The 19,751-nt window shown below is 60.9% G+C and carries 16 protein-coding genes; 9 read left to right on the top strand and 7 right to left on the bottom strand.

Features of this window, described 5'->3' with window-relative positions; translation table 11 throughout:
* Positions 1-174 precede the first annotated feature (174 nt).
* The 4 genes from AC0IXA_RS01490 to AC0IXA_RS01475 all read left to right on the top strand — a co-directional run bounded on the left by AC0IXA_RS01490 (position 175) and on the right by AC0IXA_RS01475 (position 5,031).
* The gene (locus AC0IXA_RS01490; protein ID WP_471811300.1) at positions 175-1,263 is read left to right on the top strand and encodes a polyamine ABC transporter substrate-binding protein; all 1,089 of its coding nucleotides are present in this window, start codon (positions 175-177) and stop codon (positions 1,261-1,263) included.
* On the top strand, positions 1,260-2,561 hold the full coding sequence (locus AC0IXA_RS01485; protein ID WP_471811298.1) for an NAD(P)/FAD-dependent oxidoreductase: 1,302 nt from the start codon (positions 1,260-1,262) through the stop codon (positions 2,559-2,561). Before AC0IXA_RS01490 ends, AC0IXA_RS01485 begins: the two co-directional genes overlap by 4 nt.
* 245 nt (positions 2,562-2,806) lie before the next feature.
* Positions 2,807-4,462, top strand: coding sequence for a PqiB family protein (locus AC0IXA_RS01480; protein ID WP_016774726.1), 1,656 nt, complete (start codon positions 2,807-2,809; stop codon positions 4,460-4,462).
* Between the two features lie 17 nt (positions 4,463-4,479).
* Positions 4,480-5,031, top strand: coding sequence for a PqiC family protein (locus AC0IXA_RS01475; protein ID WP_471811296.1), 552 nt, complete (start codon positions 4,480-4,482; stop codon positions 5,029-5,031).
* 5 nt (positions 5,032-5,036) lie between these two features.
* Here AC0IXA_RS01475 and AC0IXA_RS01470 read toward each other — a convergent pair whose 3' ends face one another.
* Positions 5,037-5,975 (bottom strand): site-specific integrase, encoded by a 939-nt coding sequence (locus AC0IXA_RS01470; protein WP_307845070.1) that lies wholly within the window; start codon positions 5,973-5,975, stop codon positions 5,037-5,039.
* 243 nt (positions 5,976-6,218) lie between these two features.
* On the opposite strand from AC0IXA_RS01470, the gene AC0IXA_RS01465 reads away from it, so the two are divergent.
* The 5 genes from AC0IXA_RS01465 to AC0IXA_RS01445 all read left to right on the top strand — a co-directional run bounded on the left by AC0IXA_RS01465 (position 6,219) and on the right by AC0IXA_RS01445 (position 12,364).
* Positions 6,219-7,598 (top strand): UDP-glucose dehydrogenase family protein, encoded by a 1,380-nt coding sequence (locus AC0IXA_RS01465; RefSeq protein WP_471811294.1) that lies wholly within the window; start codon positions 6,219-6,221, stop codon positions 7,596-7,598.
* A gap of 242 nt (positions 7,599-7,840) precedes the next feature.
* Positions 7,841-9,019 (top strand): MFS transporter, encoded by a 1,179-nt coding sequence (locus AC0IXA_RS01460; protein ID WP_471811292.1) that lies wholly within the window; start codon positions 7,841-7,843, stop codon positions 9,017-9,019.
* A gap of 156 nt (positions 9,020-9,175) precedes the next feature.
* Positions 9,176-9,862, top strand: coding sequence for an HPP family protein (locus tag AC0IXA_RS01455; RefSeq protein WP_471811290.1), 687 nt, complete (start codon positions 9,176-9,178; stop codon positions 9,860-9,862).
* A 240-nt stretch (positions 9,863-10,102) separates the two neighbouring features.
* Positions 10,103-11,209 carry an enoyl-CoA hydratase/isomerase family protein gene (locus tag AC0IXA_RS01450; RefSeq protein ID WP_110600601.1) on the top strand — a complete coding sequence of 369 codons (1,107 nt, stop codon included), beginning with the start codon at positions 10,103-10,105 and terminating at the stop codon, positions 11,207-11,209.
* A gap of 3 nt (positions 11,210-11,212) precedes the next feature.
* Positions 11,213-12,364 carry an acyl-CoA dehydrogenase family protein gene (locus AC0IXA_RS01445; protein ID WP_471811288.1) on the top strand — a complete coding sequence of 384 codons (1,152 nt, stop codon included), beginning with the start codon at positions 11,213-11,215 and terminating at the stop codon, positions 12,362-12,364.
* Between the two features lie 173 nt (positions 12,365-12,537).
* On the opposite strand, the gene AC0IXA_RS01440 is transcribed toward AC0IXA_RS01445, so the two are convergent.
* The 6 genes from AC0IXA_RS01440 to AC0IXA_RS01415 all read right to left on the bottom strand — a co-directional run bounded on the left by AC0IXA_RS01440 (position 12,538) and on the right by AC0IXA_RS01415 (position 19,555).
* On the bottom strand, positions 12,538-13,311 hold the full coding sequence (locus AC0IXA_RS01440; protein ID WP_471811286.1) for an enoyl-CoA hydratase: 774 nt from the start codon (positions 13,309-13,311) through the stop codon (positions 12,538-12,540).
* Positions 13,312-13,326: 15 nt separating this feature from the next.
* Positions 13,327-14,454, bottom strand: coding sequence for an acyl-CoA dehydrogenase (locus tag AC0IXA_RS01435; RefSeq protein WP_024012949.1), 1,128 nt, complete (start codon positions 14,452-14,454; stop codon positions 13,327-13,329).
* Positions 14,455-14,596: 142 nt separating this feature from the next.
* Positions 14,597-15,790 (bottom strand): acetyl-CoA C-acyltransferase, encoded by a 1,194-nt coding sequence (locus tag AC0IXA_RS01430; protein WP_281121235.1) that lies wholly within the window; start codon positions 15,788-15,790, stop codon positions 14,597-14,599.
* Between the two features lie 12 nt (positions 15,791-15,802).
* The gene (locus AC0IXA_RS01425; protein WP_471811284.1) at positions 15,803-16,564 is read right to left on the bottom strand and encodes an SDR family NAD(P)-dependent oxidoreductase; all 762 of its coding nucleotides are present in this window, start codon (positions 16,562-16,564) and stop codon (positions 15,803-15,805) included.
* Positions 16,565-16,582: 18 nt separating this feature from the next.
* Positions 16,583-18,247 carry an AMP-binding protein gene (locus tag AC0IXA_RS01420; RefSeq protein ID WP_471811282.1) on the bottom strand — a complete coding sequence of 555 codons (1,665 nt, stop codon included), beginning with the start codon at positions 18,245-18,247 and terminating at the stop codon, positions 16,583-16,585.
* 291 nt (positions 18,248-18,538) lie between these two features.
* Entirely contained in the window at positions 18,539-19,555 is a 1,017-nt protein-coding gene (locus tag AC0IXA_RS01415; RefSeq protein ID WP_471811280.1) for an AraC family transcriptional regulator, read from the bottom strand.
* Between the last annotated feature and the right edge of the window lie 196 nt (positions 19,556-19,751).

Here is a 19,751-nt window from a genome sequence, read left to right as displayed (position 1 = left end):
TGGGAGCGAGCCTGCTCGCGAAGACGTCGGCACACTCACCATAGATGTCGACTGAAACACCGCTTTCGCGAGCAGGCTCGCTCCCACATTGGATCTGTGATGTACCAAGGAGTGATAACCCCATAGAAGAATGTGCAGCGCCTGAGAATTCCAATAAATCCAAGAGGTGTCGATATGCGTCTATTGAAATCCGTACTCCCGGTCGCAATGAGCGTGCTGTTCAGTGCCCTAGCCCACGCCGAGCCCCAAGTGAGCGTTTACAACTGGACCGACTACATCGGCGAAACCACCCTCGCCGACTTCCAGAACAAGACCGGGATCAAGGTGATCTACGACGTCTTCGACTCCAACGAAACCCTTGAAGGCAAACTCCTCGCCGGTCGCACCGGATACGACGTGGTAGTCCCGTCCAACCATTTCCTCGCCCGCCAGGTAAAGGCCGGCGCGTTCATGAAGCTCGATCGTTCACAGTTACCAAACTGGAAGAACCTGGACCCGAAACTGCTTGAATTACTTGAGAAAAATGATCCCGGCAATGCGCACTCGGTGCCTTACCTGTGGGGCACCAACGGCATCGGTTATAACGTCGACAAGGTCAAGCAAGTGCTCGGCATCGACCACATCGATTCCTGGGCCGTGCTGTTCGAACCCGAGAATCTGAAGAAGCTGAGCCAGTGCGGTGTGTCGATGATGGACTCCGCTGACGAAGTCTTCCCGGCCATCCTCAACTACATGGGCATGGACCCGCGCAGTGAAAACCCTGAAGACTATAAAAAGGCCGAAGCCAAGCTCCTGAGCATCCGCCCGTACATCACCTATTTTCATTCTTCCAAGTACGTGTCGGACCTGGCCAATGGCGACATCTGCGTCGCGTTCGGTTACTCCGGCGATGTGTTTCAGGCGGCCAACCGCGCCAAGGAAGCCAAGAACGGTGTGAATATCGCTTACGCCATCCCCAAGGAAGGCGCCAACCTGTGGTTCGATCTGCTGGCGATCCCAGCCGACGCGAGCAACGCCAAAGAGGCGCACGCCTTCATCAATTACCTGCTCGATCCGCAGGTGATCGCCAAGGTCAGCGCCACCGTCGGCTACGCCAACCCGAATCCGGCGGCCAAGCCGTTCATGGATGAGGAACTGGTCAACAATCCTGAGGTTTACCCGCCGCAGTCGGTGCTCGAAAAACTCTACATTTCCTCGACCCCACCCCAGGCGATCATGCGTCTGATGACCCGGTCGTGGAGCAAAGTGAAGTCGAACAAATGAATCAGCACAGCGCACAACACACCGGCTCTTATTACGCCGCTTCTGCGCGGGCGAGCACGCCCTACCCTGCGCTGGATGGTGATTTGCTTGCTGATGTCTGCGTAATCGGTGGCGGCTTCACTGGCGTCAATACCGCGATTGAGCTGGCGCAGCGCGGTTTGTCGGTGGTGTTGCTCGAGGCGCGACGTATCGGCTGGGGCGCCAGCGGGCGCAATGGCGGTCAGCTGATTCGCGGTATCGGCCATGAAGTCGAGGGGTTCGCTCGCTACGTCGGCCAGGACGGCGTGCGCTATCTGCAGCGCGCCGGCATCGATTCGGTGGAGCTGGTGCGCCAGCGCATCACTGAAAACGCCATCGCCTGTGATCTGCGCTGGGGCTTTTGCGAACTGGCCAACACCGCCGCGCAATTCGCCGCGTTCAAGCAGGAACAGGACAGCCTCGCCGAACTCGACTATGCCCACGCAACGAGGCTGGTCGGGCCGGAACAGATCCGGCAGCAAGTGGTCGACGCTGGTGTGTACGCCGGCGGATTGATCGACATGGGTTCGGGGCACTTGCATCCGCTTGATCTGGTGCAAGGTGAGGCGCGTCTCGCGGCATCGCTGGGCGTGCGGATCTTTGAGCAGAGTCCGGTGCTGGAAATCCTCCATGGCCCGACCGTCGAGGTGCGCTGCGCCACGGGTTCAGTGCGCGCCGGCAGCCTGGTGCTTGGCTGCAACGCGCATCTGGATGAACTGGAACCCAAGCTCAGCGGCAAAGTGCTGCCCGCCGGCAGTTACATCATCGCCACCGAGCCGTTGGACGAAAGCCGCGCCGCCCAGTTGATTCCGCAGAACCTGGCGCTGTGCGATCAAAAAGTCGGGCTGGACTATTACCGACTCTCGGCTGATCGACGGTTGCTGTTTGGCGGCGCTTGTCATTATTCCGGGCGCGATCCGGCGGACATCGCCGCCTATATGCGCCCGAAAATGCTCAAGGTGTTCCCGCAACTGGCCGATGTGCGAATCGACTACCAATGGGGCGGCAAGATCGGCATTACCGCCAATCGCTTCCCCCAGGTTGGCCGACTCAAACAGCACCCGAACGTGTTTTACGCGCAGGGTTATTCCGGCCATGGCCTCAACGTCACCCATTGGTGCGCGAAACTGTTGGGCGAAGCCATTCATGCCGGGCACAGCCAGGGCATGGACGTGTTCAGCGGCGTGCCGCACATGACCTTCCCCGGTGGCCCGGCCTTGCGTTCACCGCTGCTGGCGCTGGGCATGTTCTGGTATCGCTTGCGCGAAATGCTCGGCTGAGCCCGCCACGACTCTGGCCCCTGTAGGAGCTGCCGAAGGCTGCGATCTTGGGACGCAGAGCGTCCCGGGCTGCATTCCCACGCAGAGCATGGGAACGATCAGGTCGCAGTGTTCGGCAACTCCTTGCACCGCAATCGCGTCCTAGGCCAGCTATACACATTTGCTCTATCGCCAAGCACTTCTATATTGATGAAGTGCTTTTGCGTTCCTGACGCTCAGTGCCCGATTAAATGAGGAGGACATGGATGAAGTCGTCAGCCAGCGATGAGCCGCGAGCACCCGGTCAAGCGCCGATCAAAACCCGCCGTTTCGCTATTTCACTGGTATGGATCGTACCGATTGTGGCGGTGCTGGTGGGCATTTCGCTGGTGATTCACAACATCCTTCAGGAAGGCCCGGTCATCACCGTTACCTTCAAGACCGGCGATGGCCTGACCGCTAACAAGACCGAAGTCCGGTACCGCAACGTGGTCATTGGCCATGTCTCCGACGTCGAACTGGCCAACGACCATAGACACGTCAACGCCACAATCAAACTCGCCAAGCAAGCCGAAGCCTTTACCCGCGAGGACTCGCAATTCTGGGTGGTGCGTCCGCGTATCGGCGCCGGCGGTGTATCGGGCATCGATACGCTGCTGTCGGGTGACTACATCGGTGCCGACATAGGTCAGGCCAATACCCGCTCAAAAAACTTCAAAGGTCTGGAGAACCCGCCGCCGATCACCTACGGCGAACCGGGCAAACGCTTTACGCTGCACACCGCGGACCTTGGCTCGCTGGACATCGGCTCCCCCGTTTATTACCGCAAGATTCCTGTTGGCCAGGTGGTGTCCTACGCGCTGGACCCGGACGGCAAAGGCGTCAACATCGAAGTCTTCGTGCATTCGCCCAACGATGCCTACGTCACCGAAAACACCCGCTTCTGGAACGCCAGTGGCATCGACATCAATGTCGGCGCCAACGGCTTCGCGGTGAAAACCGAATCGCTGTCGACCCTGCTGGTCGGCGGCATCGCTTTCCGCGCCCCGGACTACAGCCCCGACGATAAGCCGGCCAGCGACGACAAGAGTTTCGAGCTGTTTGCCAACCAGACCGCCGCCCTCGCCCCGCCCGACGGCAAGGCGCAATACCTGGCGCTGCGGTTTGATCAGGCCTTGCGCGGCCTCAAGGTGGATGCGCCCGTGGAGTTTCTCGGTATCGAAATCGGCCGGGTGGTGGCGGTCAATCTCGATTTCGACGAGGTCAAGCGCACCTTCCCGGTGAATGTCGGCATCGTCATCTATCCGCAGCGCCTGGGTCGCGCCCACGCGAAGATTCTCAAGACCTACCATGGCGACGAAAACGACGAGGCCACCGGCGCGCGCCTGATCGGCACATTCATTGAAAACGGTCTGCGCGCCCAAGCCCGCAATGGCAACCTGCTCACCGGTCAGTTGTATATCTCGCTGGATTTCTACCCCAAAGCGCCGAAAGTCGCGTTCGACCCTAAGGCACGGCCGGTCACCATTCCGACGATCCCTGGCAGCCTCGAACAGTTGCAGGAGAAACTCGAGGCGATGGTCAACAAGATCAACGCGCTGCCGGTGGAACGCATCGCCAGCAACCTCGACGGCAATCTGGTCGAGCTGCGCAAGGGCCTGAAGCAGTTCAACGCCAGGACTCTGCCGGGGGTACAGAGCACCCTCGCCGATGTCAGCAAGACGTTGCAGTCGGCCAATTCGACCCTCGCCGAGGATTCGCCGCAACGTGAGCAACTCACCGAGACCCTCGACGAACTCGGGCGCATGTCGCGCTCGTTGCGAGAGCTGTCGGATTACCTCGGCCGCCACCCTGAGTCGCTGATTCGCGGACGCCCCGACAACGCCGCGCCGCTGGACCTTAAAGGACCGCCACGCAATTGAGCACAGGAGCTGCATCCATGGCTTTACCGTTGAAGATCACCGTGCTCGCTGCCTTCGTGCTGCTGACTGCGTGCCGTAGCGACCCGATCAGCTTTCACACACTGACTCCGGCGCAACCGGGTGCCAGCCGCAACGGCGCCGACATCGCCATCGAAAGCATCAGCGTGCCGCCGCAGGTCGATCGCGCGCAAATCGTGATTCGCCAAGGCAACAGCGGCGTGGCGATTCTGGAAACCGATTGGTGGAGCGCCACTCTTGCCGATGAGTTGCGCGGCGCGCTGATCGACCAATTGAGCAGCGGTGTCGGCCAACAGCGCGCCTCCGTGCGCATCGACGTGCAGCGCTTCGATTCGATTCCCGGCCAGTACGCCTTGATCGACGTGAAATGGCGAGTGCGCCCGCTGGGTGCGGCGGACGCGGCGCTACTGAGCTGTCGCTCGGTGTTGCAGACGCCTTCAGGGCCAAGTATCGAAGAGCTGGTGACTGCGCAACAGAACAACGTCAAACGGCTTGCTGCACAAATCACTCAGGCTGCGATGGCCGCGCGCAATTGCCCTTCATCGGGCTAAACGCGTCACAAATCGAAGCGATCCACCGCCCGCCGCCGCTCGTTGTCATCGCGCACATCGTAGTTGGCGGTCGTCTGGATATTGCTGTGATGCGCCAGTTTTTGCGCGATCGACAGGTCGTGCTCTTCGATCACCCGGGTGATGAATGAACGCCGAAAATCGTGGGGCATGATTTTCACCCCGACCTGCGTACCGCGCTGGCGGGCGATGTAGTAAATCGCGTGTTTGGTAATGCGTTCGCGGGTGATGTGGCTGCCCCGGCGAATGCGGTTGAACAGAAATGCATCGTCGCTCTCGCCTTCCTTGAGCTGTGAACGACGCAGTTCCAGCCAGGCGTCGAGCTTGGCAAAGGCCCAGGCCGGCGCGTACTTGATCAACTGCTTGTTGCCCTTGCCGGTGACGGTCAGGCTGCGCTCTTTGAAGTCGACCTGACTCAGATCCAGATCCACCGATTCCGACTTGCGCATGCCGGTGCCATACAGCAACGCAATCACCGCCGCATCACGCAAGCCCTGCGGGCGCGGGTCGGCAGCGCAGACTTCCATCAGTTCATGAATCAGCGTGCGCTTGAGGTTGCGCCCCTGGGACAGCCGTGTGCCGGCTATGCCCTTGACCGAACGCATCTTCAGCAGGTGATCCTGGCTGATCAGGCTCATGCGCCACGCCTCGTTCATCACCCCGCGCACGGCATTGACGTACAGCGACGAGGTGTTCGGTGCATAACCGTCGGCACGCAAAGCGGCGACCAGCGCCACCACGTCTTCCGGTTGCAGACCGTGCCACGGGATCTCTTCGATATCGACGTCCTCGAAACCGAGGCGGTCAGCGGCATCTTGCAGCACATAGCGCATGGTCAACTGGCTGGAAGGTGCCAGTCGCGCCAGGTAAACGGTCAGCGGATTGCTGGTGGACGGTGCAGGTTGGGTACTCGACAAATCACTCAAACGAAACGGCCTTGAAATAAAAAACGATTCAACAAAAACAATAAATGCATGAAATGAAATGCAAAAAAACGGCGTGACTCAATGACAGGGGTTGCCGCGAAAGGCCGACAACCTGCCGTTCGAGGCCGTAAAAGTCAATCGGGCATTCCCCGAACGGTCTGTTTGCTGCTTCATCAGCACTGTAGGCGAACTGAAACATCGCGCTCTTATGTTCAATGCAGGGACTGCGAACAGGAGTGCGGCATGAAGATCACGGTGTTTGGCAGTGGATATGTCGGTCTGGTGCAAGCGGCGGTGCTGGCCGAGGTCGGTCACGACGTTGTATGCATGGATGTCGACGCGCAGAAGATCGAGCAATTACGGCAAGGCCACGTCAGTATTTTCGAGCCGGGGCTGGCCAGCCTGGTGCGCGAGGGCCTGGATTCGCAGCGCCTGCAATTCATCACTGATGAGCGGCTTGCGGTGTTGCATGGGCGGGTGGCGTTCATCGCGGTGGGCACTCCGTCACGGGAGGACGGCTCGGCGGACCTGCGCTACGTGCTGTCGGTTGGCGACGCGATTGCCCGGCATCGTGAGCAGCCATTGATCGTGGTGGAAAAGTCCACGGTGCCGGTGGGCACGGGCGACGCTTTGCGCAGCCACATCGAAAAAGCCCTGATCAAGATTGGCCGCCTGCTGCAGTTCGATATTGTCTCCAACCCGGAATTTCTCAAGGAAGGTTCAGCGGTTGCTGATTGCCGGCGGCCGGATCGGATCGTCATCGGTTGCGAAGGCGCTGAAGTGCGCGATGTGATGCGCGACCTGTACGCGCCGTTCAACCGCAACCATGACCGCATCATGTTCATGGACCTGCGCAGCGCCGAGCTGACCAAATACGCCGCCAACTGCATGCTGGCGACCAAGATCAGCTTCATCAACCAGATCGCCGAACTCGCCGAGCACCTCGGCGCGGATATTGAATCAGTGCGCCAGGGCATCGGTGCCGATACGCGGATTGGCTATCACTTTATCTATCCGGGTTGCGGCTACGGCGGTTCGTGTTTTCCCAAAGACATGCGCGCCTTGATTCACAGTGCCGAGCAGGCGCATTGCTCCAGTGATCTGTTGCAAGCGGTAGAAGCGATCAACCAGCGGCAGAAGCACAAGCTGTTTGAACGCATCAACGCGTTCTACCGGGGCGATTTGCGCGGCAAGGCCTTTGCCCTGTGGGGCCTCGCGTTCAAGCCCAACACCGACGACATGCGCGACGCGCCGAGCCGGGTTCTGCTCGAAGATTTATGGGCTGCCGGGGCCAGCGTGCGCGCGTTTGATCCGGAGGCCATGGTCGAAACCCAGAATCTCTATCCAAACGAATCAAAACTGATGTTGATGGGCACGCCGGAATCGGTACTGGGCGGCGCCGATGCGCTGATCATCTGCACCGAATGGCAACAGTTCAAGGCCCCGGATTTCGAGCTGATCAAACAGCGCCTCAACAGCCCGGTCATCTTCGACGGCCGCAACCTGTACGACGCCGGACGCCTGGCGCGCAATGGTTTCCAGTATTTCCCGATGGGGCGCGGTGAATCGTGCAAGTTGCCGATCACCTTGCGGCAGAGGCCGGCGGAGTCGGATGTGGCTTGAACTGGCCCTGTGGGAGTCATTGCAAATTGTGAGCTACACAGATCCCGTGGGAGCGAGCCTGCTCGCGAATACGGTATGTCAGCGACATCGCAGGTGACGGATCCGCCGCCTTCGCGAGCAGGCTCGCTCCCACAGGGAAGTCATGTGCGCCGAAGGACGCTGGTGTATCAGCTTGACCGGTGGCGGCTGCCCAGAGAGGATGGCGTTCGCCCAGGCTTCCCGAATAAGGACATTCCCCTTCCGTGGCCATGTACTCGCCGTTCATTCGCCGATTGATGATCAGCTCGCTGACCGTGGTCATCAGCCGCGCCCTGGTCAGTCCGTTGCTGACGCTGTTCCTCAGCAACAAGCTTGGCCTCAATCCGCAGGATGTCGGCTTGCTGCTCGGCATCGCCGTGTTCAGCGCCACGCTGCTGTCGCTGTACGGCGGCTACATCATCGACAAGCTGGACAAGCGCCAGTTGCTGATTGTGGCCATGCTCTCCAGCGGTATCGGCCTGATCCTGCTGACCTTCGCGCAGAACCTGTATCTGGTCACCCTGGTGCTGATCATCAGCGAAACCGCGTCGGCGCTGTTCCTCATCGGCTCCAAGGCGATCCTCAGTGAAAACCTGCCGGTGGGCCAGCGGGTCAAGGCGTTTTCCCTGAATTACACGCTGACCAATATCGGCTACGCCGTCGGCCCGATGATTGGCGTGGTGATTGCCGGGGTGCAGCCGTCCGCGCCGTTCATCGTTGCCGGTGCGATCGCCATTGGCAGTATTTTTCTGCTGCTCGGCGCGACCCGGGATGCCAGTCCGAGAACTTCCGGCAGTGCGCCGCAAAGCTTCCTCAACACGCTGATGATCCTGAAAAACGATCGCACCATGGTTCTGTTCACCCTTGGCTGCCTGCTCAGCACGTTGGTGCACGGACGCTTCACCCTGTACCTGTCGCAATACCTGCTGGTCACCCACACCCAGCAACAGACCCTGGACACCATGGCCGCCCTGCTCGCCTGCAACGCAATCACAGTGATCCTGCTGCAATACCAGGTCGGTCGCTGGCTCAGCCGCGAACACCTGCGTCACTGGATTGCTGGCGGCACTGCGCTGTTCATCGTCGGGTTGATTGGCTTCAGTGTGGCGGACAGCGTGCTCGGCTGGTGCGTGGCGATGTTCATCTTCACCTTGGGCGAAATGATCATTTACCCGGCAGACTTCCTCTTCGTCGACACTCTCGCCCCGGAAACACTGCGCGGCAGCTACTACGGCGCGCAGAACCTGGCGGCACTCGGCGGTGGGGCGAGCCCGGTGCTGTGCGGGTTTCTGCTGATGCACACGCCGGCGCCGAGCATGTTCTACGCCCTGAGCGGCTTGGCGGCGCTGGGTGGCTATCTATGCTTCGTCAGCGCGCGGCGCACCAGTTCAATGCAAAAATAGTGCACTAAAACTGCATTTATATGAATTTGTCAGCATCGAGTTTGATCGGCAAACTACGCGCGTTCCTCCCCCAATGTTGGAACGCTTCGAGGGCTTTCCGGATATGCCGGACAAGTCCTTTTTTTTGCCCCGGATTTTGTAAAGGATCAGTTCTACATGCTTGCTCGCTGGTTGCCCGCTGCCATCAACACCCGCCCCACTGAATGGAGCCGTGCCGCGATCGGCATGGCCCTGGGCACGCTGTTCAGCGTATGGATGTGCGCGCAGGTGTTCGGCCATGACGTTGCGTTTCACCTGATCGGCCCGCTCGGCGCTTCGGCGGTGCTGCTGTTCGCCGTGTCCTCGGGCGCCCTCGCCCAGCCATGGTCGATTCTCGGCGGCTACCTGTGTGCTGGCGTGGTCGCCCTGCTGGTCGCTCACGTGCTCGGCCGAACACTGGGCAGCGCCTGCCTTGCCGCCGGCATGGCGGTGATTCTGATGTGCTGGCTGCGTTGCCTGCACCCACCGGCCGGCGCATTGGCATTGACACTGGTGCTCGCCGACCCTGCGACCATCGCCATGGACTGGAAAGCCATGGAGCCGGTGATGCTCGGCGCCCTATGCATGCTCGTCAGCGCGCTGGCCTATAACAACCTGACCCGCATCCGTTATCCGAAACGCGCTGCCGACCCGGCACCGCCAGTGGTCCCGGTCGACCGCCAGGCGATTACCGCCGAAGACTTGAAACTGGCGCTGGCCGACATGGAAGCCTTCATCGACGTCACCCCCGAAGACCTCGAACGCCTGATCCACGCTAGCGAACTGCACGCCAAGCGCCGCAGCATTACCGAAACGTTCAGATGATCCGTTTGTAGGAGCTGACGAGTGCAACGAGGCTGCGATCTTTTGATCTTGTTTTTTGAAATCAACAGATCGCAGCCTCGTTGCACTCGTCAGCTCCTACACGGACAGCGGCGCTAAGATAAAAACGCAGATTCCCCCTGCACATATCCCCGTTGTACACGACAAATTTGCACTGTTACGATCCGCTAACGCCCGCGCGCGGGCTTTTCGAATAAAGACAATAAAAGCAGGGAGTTACTGATGACAGCTCAGGCTTCATCCCGGCGGACCCCGTCCATGGATGCCATACCAAACGACGTGCTGGCCGAGGTGCGCAATCATATCGGCCACCTGACCCTCAACCGCCCTGCGGGCCTTAATGCAATCACTCTGGACATGGTGCGCCTGCTGCAACAGCAGCTCGATGCCTGGGCGTCTGACGCCGATGTTCACGCCGTGGTATTGCGCGGTGCCGGGGAAAAGGCTTTCTGCGCCGGCGGTGATATTCGTTCGCTGTACGACAGCTACAAGAGCGGCGACACGCTGCACGAAGATTTCTTCGTCGAGGAATACGCCCTCGACCTGACCATTCATCACTACCGCAAACCGGTGCTGGCCTTGATGGACGGTTTTGTCCTAGGCGGCGGCATGGGCCTGGTGCAAGGCGCCGATCTGCGCGTGGTCACCGAGAAGAGCCGTCTGGCGATGCCGGAAGTGGCCATCGGTTATTTCCCTGACGTCGGCGGCAGTTATTTCCTGCCACGCATTCCCGGTGAACTGGGGATTTATCTGGGGGTCAGCGGCGTGCAGATTCGCGCGGCCGATGCGCTGTACTGCGGCCTCGCCGACTGGTATCTGGACAGCAGCAAACTGGCCCTGCTCGACGAAAAACTCGATCAGATGGAGTGGCAGGACACGCCGCTGAAGTCGCTGCAGAACCTGCTGGCCAAGCACGCCGTGCAAACCCTGCCCGATGCGCCCCTCCAAGCGTTGCGCCCGGCCATCGACCACTTCTTCGCCCTGCCCGACGTGCCGAGCATGATCGAGCAATTGCGCGCCGTCACTGTCGCCGACAGCCACGAATGGGCGGTCACCACGGCGGATCTGCTGGAAACCCGCTCGCCGCTGGCCATGGCCGTAACCCTGGAAATGCTCCGTCGCGGCAGACATTTGAGTCTGGAGAATTGCTTTGCGCTGGAGCTGCATCTGGACCGCCAGTGGTTTGCCCGTGGCGACCTGATCGAAGGCGTGCGCGCCCTGTTGATCGACAAGGACAAGTCACCGCGCTGGAACCCGCCGACCGTCGCTGAGCTGGACGCTGCGCAGGTTGCGAGCTTCTTCCATGGTTTTGATGAGAGCGGGAGCTGAGTCATGCACGATCTCGAACTGACTGAAGAACAAGTGATGATCCGCGACATGGCCCGGGATTTTGCCCGTGGCGAAATCGCGCCCCACGCCCAGGCCTGGGAAAAGGCTGGCTGGATCGACGACGCCCTGGTGGCGAAGATGGGCGAGCTGGGCCTGCTCGGCATGGTCGTGCCCGAGGAATGGGGCGGCACCTACGTCGATTACGTCGCTTATGCGCTTGCGGTTGAGGAAATCTCTGCCGGCGATGGCGCGACCGGCGCGTTCATGAGCATTCACAACTCGGTAGGCTGCGGCCCTGTGCTCAACTACGGCAGCGCCGAACAGAAACAGACCTGGCTGGCCGATCTGGCCAGTGGGCAGACCATCGGTTGCTTCTGCCTGACTGAACCCCAGGCCGGTTCCGAAGCGCACAACCTGCGCACCCGTGCCGAATTGCGCGACGGCCAGTGGGTGATCAACGGCGCCAAGCAATTTGTCAGCAATGGCAAACGGGCAAAACTGGCGATCGTCTTTGCGGTGACCGACCCGGAGCAGGGCAAGAAAGGCCTTTCGGCGTTTCTGGTGCCGACCGACACGCCGGGTTTCATCGTCGATCGCACCGAACACAAGATGGGCATCCGTGCTTCCGACACCTGCGCGGTGACGCTGAACAACTGCAGCATCCCCGAGGCCAATCTGCTCGGCGAGCGTGGCAAAGGCCTGGCGATTGCCCTGTCCAACCTTGAAGGCGGACGCATCGGCATCGCCGCGCAGGCATTGGGCATCGCTCGGGCAGCGTTTGAAGCGGCGCTGGCCTACTCGAAAGACCGGGTGCAATTCGACAAGCCGATCATCGAGCACCAGAGCATTGCCAATCTGCTGGCTGACATGCACATGCAAATCAACGCCGCACGGTTGCTGATCCTCCATGCGGCGCGGCTGAGGACGGCGGGCAAACCATGCTTGTCCGAGGCTTCGCAGGCCAAGCTGTTTGCTTCGGAAATGGCCGAGAAGGTCTGTTCGTCGGCGATCCAGATCCATGGCGGCTATGGCTATCTGGAGGATTACCCGGTCGAGAAGTACTACCGCGATGCGCGGATTACCCAGATTTATGAAGGATCGAGCGAGATACAGCGGATGGTGATTGCGCGGGATTTGAAGAACTACCAGTTGTAATGGCGTTGGCCCTTCCCCTCACCCCAGCCCTCTCCCCAGGGAGAGGGAGCCGACCGAGTCGGTTACGGATTCAGCGGCAACCTTTCAGGTCGGCGTAATTCGCCCATATCACGCGGTCAGTCCCCTCTCCCTCCGGGAGAGGGCTAGGGTGAGGGGCTTTTGAAGGTCATACACTATTTACCTTGGAATGCAGCCTCACGCTTGGAAATAAACGCCGCCATCCCTTCCTTCTGATCCTGCGTCGCAAACGCCGCATGAAACACTCGACGCTCGAAACGCACGCCTTCGGTCAGGTTGACCTCGAACGCGCGGTTGACACTCTCCTTGATCATCATCGCAATCGGCAGTGACTTGCCAGCGATCACCGCTGCGACTTTCAGCGCTTCATCAAGCAGCTCATCGCTCGGCACGATCCGCGCGACGATGCCGCAACGCTCGGCTTCCACCGCATCGATCATGCGCCCGCTCAGGCACATTTCCATGGCTTTGGCTTTGCCCACGGCGCGGGTCAGGCGCTGGGTGCCGCCCATGCCCGGCAGCACGCCGAGGTTGATTTCCGGCTGGCCGAACTTGGCGTTGTCGCCAGCCAGAATGAAGTCGCACATCAGCGCCAGTTCACAGCCGCCGCCGAGGGCGAAACCATTGACCGCGGCGATGATCGGCTTGCGCCGGTTGGCCACTCGATCGCTGTCGCTGAACAGGTCGTCCATGTAGATCTGCGGATAGGTCAGCTCAGCCATTTCCTTGATGTCGGCGCCGGCAGCGAAAGCTTTTTTCGAACCGGTGAGGACGATGCAGCCAATGTGCGCATCGGCTTCCAGCGTATCGAGCGCGTGGTTCACTTCGCTAACCAGTTGCGCATTGAGCGCGTTCAGCGCCTGCGGCCGGTTGAGGGTGATCAGGCCGACGCGGTCGCGGGTTTCCAGCAGAATCGTTTCGTAAGTCATGAATATAATTCCTTGTCAGAGATTGCGCGAAATGACCATGCGCTGAATGTCGCTGGTGCCTTCGTAGATCTGGCAGACGCGCACGTCGCGGTAGATGCGTTCCAGCGGGAAGTCGTTGAGGTAACCGTAACCGCCGAGGGTTTGCAAGGCCATGGAACAGACCTTCTCGGCCATTTCCGAGGCGAACAGCTTGGCCATCGACGCCTCGACCAGCGCCGGTTGGCCGCTGTCTCGCAAGGCTGCGGCGTAATGCACCATTTGCCGGGCAACGGCAATTTGCGTGGCCATGTCCGCCAGGCGGAACGCCACGGCCTGATGCTCGATGATCGGCTTGCCGAAGGTGTCTCGCTCGCGGGCGTAATCACGGGCGGCTTCGAACGCGGCGCGGGCCATACCGACAGCTTGTGAGGCGATACCGACGCGGCCGCCTTCGAGGTTGGCCAAGGCGATCTTGTAGCCCTCGCCCTCCTCGCCCAGCCGATTGGCGACCGGCACTTTCACATCTTCGAAGAGGATCTGGCAGGTGTCGGAGGCGTGCTGGCCGAGTTTGTCTTCGACCCGCGCGACTTTGTAGCCGGGCGAGTCGGTCGGCACGATAAACGCGCTGATCCCGCGCTTGCCGGCGCTCGGGTCGGTCACGGCAAACACGATCACGATGCCGGCGTTCTGCCCGGAGGTGATGAACTGTTTGCAGCCGTTGAGCACGTAGTGATCGCCTTCCAGGCGGGCGCGGGTTTTCAGGCTGCTGGCATCGGAACCGGCCTGCGGTTCGGTCAGCGCGAACGCACCGAGCATGGCGCCGCTGGCCAATGGTTTGAGGAAGCGCTCGCGCTGGTCGTCATTGCCGAACTTGAGAATCGGCACACAGCCGACCGAGTTGTGCACGCTCATGATCGTCGAGCAGGCACCGTCGCCGGCGGCGATTTCTTCCAGGGCCATGGCGTACGCGAGGTAGCCGGTGTCACAGCCGCCCCACTGCTCCGGCACGAGCATGCCGAAAAAGCCCAGCTCGGCCATCTCGGCGATGGCTTCCTTGGGGAAACGGTGTTCGCGATCCCACTCGGCGGCGAACGGCTTGAGCCGTTCCTCGGCAAACTGCCGGGCCATTTCGCGGATCTGGGTTTGGTCTTCGTTGGGGATCATGGTGAGTCCTTGAAATCTGAGTACGACATAGAACCCTGTGGGAGCGAGCCTGCTCGCGAAAGCGGTGTATCAGTCACGCATGTGCCGGCTGAAACGACGTCTTCGCGAGCAGGCTCGCTCCCACAGTTGATCGGCGATGCCTTCAGTAAACGCATTCCACAGCCATGGCCGTAGCTTCGCCACCGCCAATGCAGATCGCTGCAATGCCGCGCTTGAGCTGTTTCTGCCGCAGCGCTGCGAGCAACGTCACCAGAATCCGCGCCCCCGACGCACCGATCGGATGCCCCAGCGCGCAGGCGCCGCCATGCACATTGAGCTTGTCGTGGGGAATCTCCAGGTGCGTCATCGCCGCCATGCCGACCACGGCAAACGCTTCGTTCACTTCAAACAGATCCACTTGATCCAGCGTCCAACCGGTCTTCTTCACCAGTTTCTTTATCGCGCCAATCGGTGCGGTGGGAAACAAGCCCGGTGTATCAGCGAACGCAGCATGCCCATGGATCACCGCCAGCGGCTTGAGGCCCAGTTGCTGCGCGTGGGACTGGCGCATCAGCACCAGCGCCGCCGCGCCGTCGGAGATCGAGCTGGAGTTGGCTGCGGTGACCGTGCCGCCCTCGCGGAACGCCGGTTTCAGCGAGGCAACCTTGTCGAGTTTGGCTTTCGGCGGCTGTTCATCGTTGCTGATCACTACCTGCTCTTTGCCGACGGTCACCGTCAGCGGGACGATTTCGTCCTTGAAGCTGCCATCCTTGATCGCCTGTTGCGCGCGGGTGGTCGAGGCAATGGCGAAAGCATCCTGCGCTTCGCGGCTGAAGCCGTTGGTTTCGGCGCAATCCTCGGCGAAGGTGCCCATCAGGCGGCCCTTGTCGTAGGCGTCTTCGAGGCCGTCGAGGAACATCGAATCGAGCACGCGGCCATGGCCCATGCGATAGCCGGCGCGGGCGCGATCGAGCAGGTACGGCGAGTTGGACATGCTTTCCATGCCGCCCGCGATCACCACATCGGCACTGCCGGCAAGCAGCATGTCGTGAGCCATGATGGTGGTCTGCATGCCCGAGCCGCACATCTTGTTGACCGTGGTGCAGCGCGTCGATTTATCCAGCCCGGCGCCCAGCGCAGCCTGACGTGCCGGCGCCTGGCCGAGGCCGGCGGGCAGTACGCAGCCGAACAGCACTTCATCAACCGCATCGCTGGCAACACCGGCGCGTTCGACCGCAGCCTTGATCGCCGCCGCGCCGAGTTGCGGTGCGCTGAGGCTTTTCAGTTCACCTTGAAAACCGCCCATCGGTGTGCGGACGGCGCTGACGATAACAATCGGATCATTGGACATAGTCATGACTAATCCTCCTTACTTGGCGGCCATGCGCAAGGCGCCGTCGAGACGGATCACCTCGCCGTTGAGCATGCTGTTTTCGATGATGTGGCGCACCAGCGCGGCGTATTCGGCAGGCTTGCCCAGACGCGGCGGGAATGGCACACCCGCGGCCAGCGAGTCGCGCACTTCCGGGGTCATGCCGGCCATCATCGGCGTTTCGAAAATGCCCGGTGCGATGGTCATCACGCGGATGCCGAAGCGCGCCAGTTCGCGGGCGGCCGGCAGGGTCAGGCTGGCGATCGCGCCTTTGGATGCCGAGTACGCGGCCTGGCCAATCTGGCCGTCGAACGCTGCGACCGAGGCGGTGTTGATGATTACTCCGCGCTCACCGCCAGCATTGGCTTCGCTTTCGGCAATCGCCGCAGCGGCCAGGCGCAGCATGTTGAAACTGCCTATCAGGTTGACGTTGATCACTTGCGCGAAGCTGCTGAGTGCGTGCGGGCCGTTCTTGCCGAGGATTTTTTCGCCACGGACGATGCCGGCGCAATTGACCAGGCCATTGACGCTGCCAAACGCGGCGATCGTCGCTTGGACCGCCGCTTCGGCAGCCGCCTCATTGCTAATGTCGGCAACCACGCTTTGCGCACCAAGGCGCTGAGCCTGAGCGGCGACGGCTTCGGCGTTCATGTCGACCAGCATGACTTTGGCGCCGGCACTGACCAGCAATTCAGCGCTGGCGGCACCGAGGCCTGACGCGCCGCCGGTGACGATAAAAACCTTGTTCTCGATCTGCATGACGGTGTTTCCTTGGATTCAAGCTGAAACGTTGTGCGCCGCGGCCTCTTGAGCCTTGGCGATTTCCTGGTTGCGCAAGATAAAGCGCTGCAATTTGCCACTCGGGGTTTTGGGCAATTCGCTGACAAATTCGATTTCACGTGGGTACGAATGCGCGGCCAGACGCTTGCGCACGTGTTGGCGCAGTTCTTCGGCCAGCTCCGGCGCGGCGCGGTACTGCGCGCTCAGCACGACGAAGGCTTTGACCAGTTCGGTGCGTTCCGGGTCGGGCTTGCCGACGACCGCCGCTTCGACCACGGCCGGGTGTTCGATCAGGGCACTTTCCACGTCGAACGGGCCGACGCGGTAGCCCGAAGTAGTGATCACATCATCACTGCGGCCGACGAAGCTGATGCTGCCGTCCGGGTTCCACTCCACGGTGTCGCCGCTCAGGTAGTAGTTGCCGACGAAGGCCTTGGTCGGCGCGCCTTCGTAGCCGCCGAACCAGCACATCGGCGACTGCGGACGGTCGATGGCAAGAATGCCGGGTTGACCGACGCCGAGTTCGTTGTACTGCTCATCGAGCACGACGATGCGATGGCCCGGCGAAGCGAAACCGGCCGCGCCGACATGCACCGGGTGCTCGAGGCCGTGGTGGTTGCACAGCACCATGCCCAGTTCGGTCTGGCCGTAATGATCGTGAATGACCACGTCGAGGTTGTCGGCGAACCAGCGGATCACTTCCGGGTTCAGCGGCTCGCCTGCGCTGCTGACGATGCGCAGTTTGCCCTTGATCGATTTGGCGAAATCCTCGCCACCGGCAATCAGCAAACGATAGGCAGTGGGCGAGCCGGTGAGATTGGTGATGCCGTATTTGTTGATCACCCGGCAGGTGCTTTCGAGGGTGAACGGGCCATCGTAGAAGGTGATCGGGTGTCCGAGCGCCAACGGCCCGGTGACGCCGAAATAAATGCCGTAGGCCCATCCCGGATCGGCGACATTCCAGAACGCGTCTTCAGGGCGCAGGTCCACCGCATCACGGGTGTAGCTCTGGAAGGCGACGATGGCTTTGAGCGGCACTGACAGCGCTTTCGCCGGCCCCGTGGTGCCCGAGGTGAACATCAACAGGAACGGGTCTTCGCCGGTCAGCAATACCGGCTCGCAAACATTGGAATGGTTCGCCAGCTCAGCCCAGAAACTGAAATCACCGCGAACAATGCCCTGACCTTTGGCGCCGGCCACGGTGACGATGGTCGGGCATGCGCTGACTTCATTGAGCTTGGGGCGATTGACCGCATCGGTGATCACGACTTTCGCCCCGGAACTGTTCAGGCGATGTTCGAGGGCTTTGGGGCCGAACGCGGTGAATAGCGGTTGGTACACCGCGCCGATGCGCCAGGTGGCGAGCACGGTGATGAGCAATTCGATATTGCGTGGCAGCAGGCCAGCGACTTTATCGCCCTTCTGCACGCCCTGGGCGAGAAGGAAGTTGGCGAAACGCGCGGCTTTGTCTTGCAGATCAGTGAAGGTGTAAGTCGCACTTGAGCCGTCGCGACCTTCCCAGAACAACGCAATGCGCCCGGGCAAGGCATGGCGGTCGCAACACTCGACGCAGGCGTTGAGTGCCGCAAGCGTGCCGCGCAGTGACGCGTCGACGGTGTGCTGATAATCGAACTGTTCGGTGGCAGACAAGTAATCGCGCATTGCCAGAATCCCTCGGTGTTTTTATTAGGCTGGGAACCGTAAACAACACAGGGATAGTCGCGCCGCGCGGGGCTCGGGGCAATGGTCAAAGTTATCAAAGTGGCTGACTGGTTTGGCCAAGAGGTTGGGGCCGCATGCCCTGTAGGAGCTGACGAGTGCAACGAGGCTGCGATCTTTTGATCTTGATTTTTACCATCAAGTACAAGATCAAAAGATCGCAGCCTTCGGCAGCTCCTACAGGAGACCGCATTTCAAAAATGTGGGAGCGAGCCTGCTCGCGGAGGCGTCGGGTCAGACCACCTCATTGAGGATCAGGGTGCGGTAATGCCCCGGGTTCGACCCGGACCATTTGCGAAACGCCTTGTAGAACGAACTGGCATCAGCAAAACCCAGCCGTGCAGCAATCTCGACGAAACTGATCGAGGGCTCTGCCAGCCAGGTGATCGCCAGCTCTTTGCGCACACTGTCCTTGAGGCCCTGATAGGTCTGCCCTTCCTCAGCCAGACGCCGGCGTAATGTCGACGCGGACATGCACAGTTGCTGGGCCAGCGCCTCGGTTTCCGGCCAATGCTCCGCGGGCACTTGCCGCAGATCCTGCTTGATCCGGCTGGCGAGGCTGTCGGGGTCGCGGTACTTGACCAGAATGTTCGCCGGAGCCTGGGCCAGGAAGCGCTTGAGTTCTTCGGCACTGCGCTTGACCGGCAGATCGAGGCAATCAGCGGAAAAGATCATTCGTGTGCGCGGACGTTCGAAGCGCAGGTTTTCCGAAAACATCACCCGATAGTCGTCAGTGAAATCAGGTTCGGCGCAGCGCAGTTCAATCGCCAGAATCGGAATCCGCCGCCCGGCCAGCCAGCACGCCACGCCGTGCACGATCATCCAGTAAGTGAAATAGGTAAAGGCGCGGCGCGGTTCGGCGTCGTCTTCGAGCAGGACGATTTCCGCCAGGCTCTGCTGATGCACCAGTTGCGCCGGCAGTTTTTCCAGCATCAGCGAAAGGAACGTCAAACCGGTATCCAGCGCCGCCGCCAGCGTCGGTTGCGCCATGGCGCTGCGACACAGAAACGCCAGGCTGCCGGACTTGAGCGGGCGTGGGTCCATGCCGAAGAACTCGTCATCACCGCGTCGTGCCAGCAGGCGCCAGAGTCTGGCGTATTGCGAGGCCGGCACCCTGCCCTCATCGGCCGCTAACAAAGCCGGATCGATGCCGACCTTGGTCAACGCCTCATCCGTCGCCGCGCCCGGGGCGCAACTTTGCAGCAGCGCTTCGCGCACCAGTTGAATGGCAATGGTGTCTTTTTCTGCCATGGAGCGAGGTGAGCCTTATTGTTTTTTGGGTGGTGGGCATCTTAACCCAGCTGCTGAAGTCACCGCAGGGCCAATGTGGGAGCGAGCCTGCTCGCGAACGCGGTGTGTCAGATAAACAAATGTCACAGGCATACCGCATTCGCGAGCAGGAATGACAGTTGTTCAGCTAAGGTTCAGCTAAATGTCAATGAATGCC

This window comes from Pseudomonas sp. AC083, from assembly GCF_979253165.1.
Note: the sequence above shows the minus strand (reverse complement) of the source record. Positions and strands in the feature narration are given on the sequence as shown.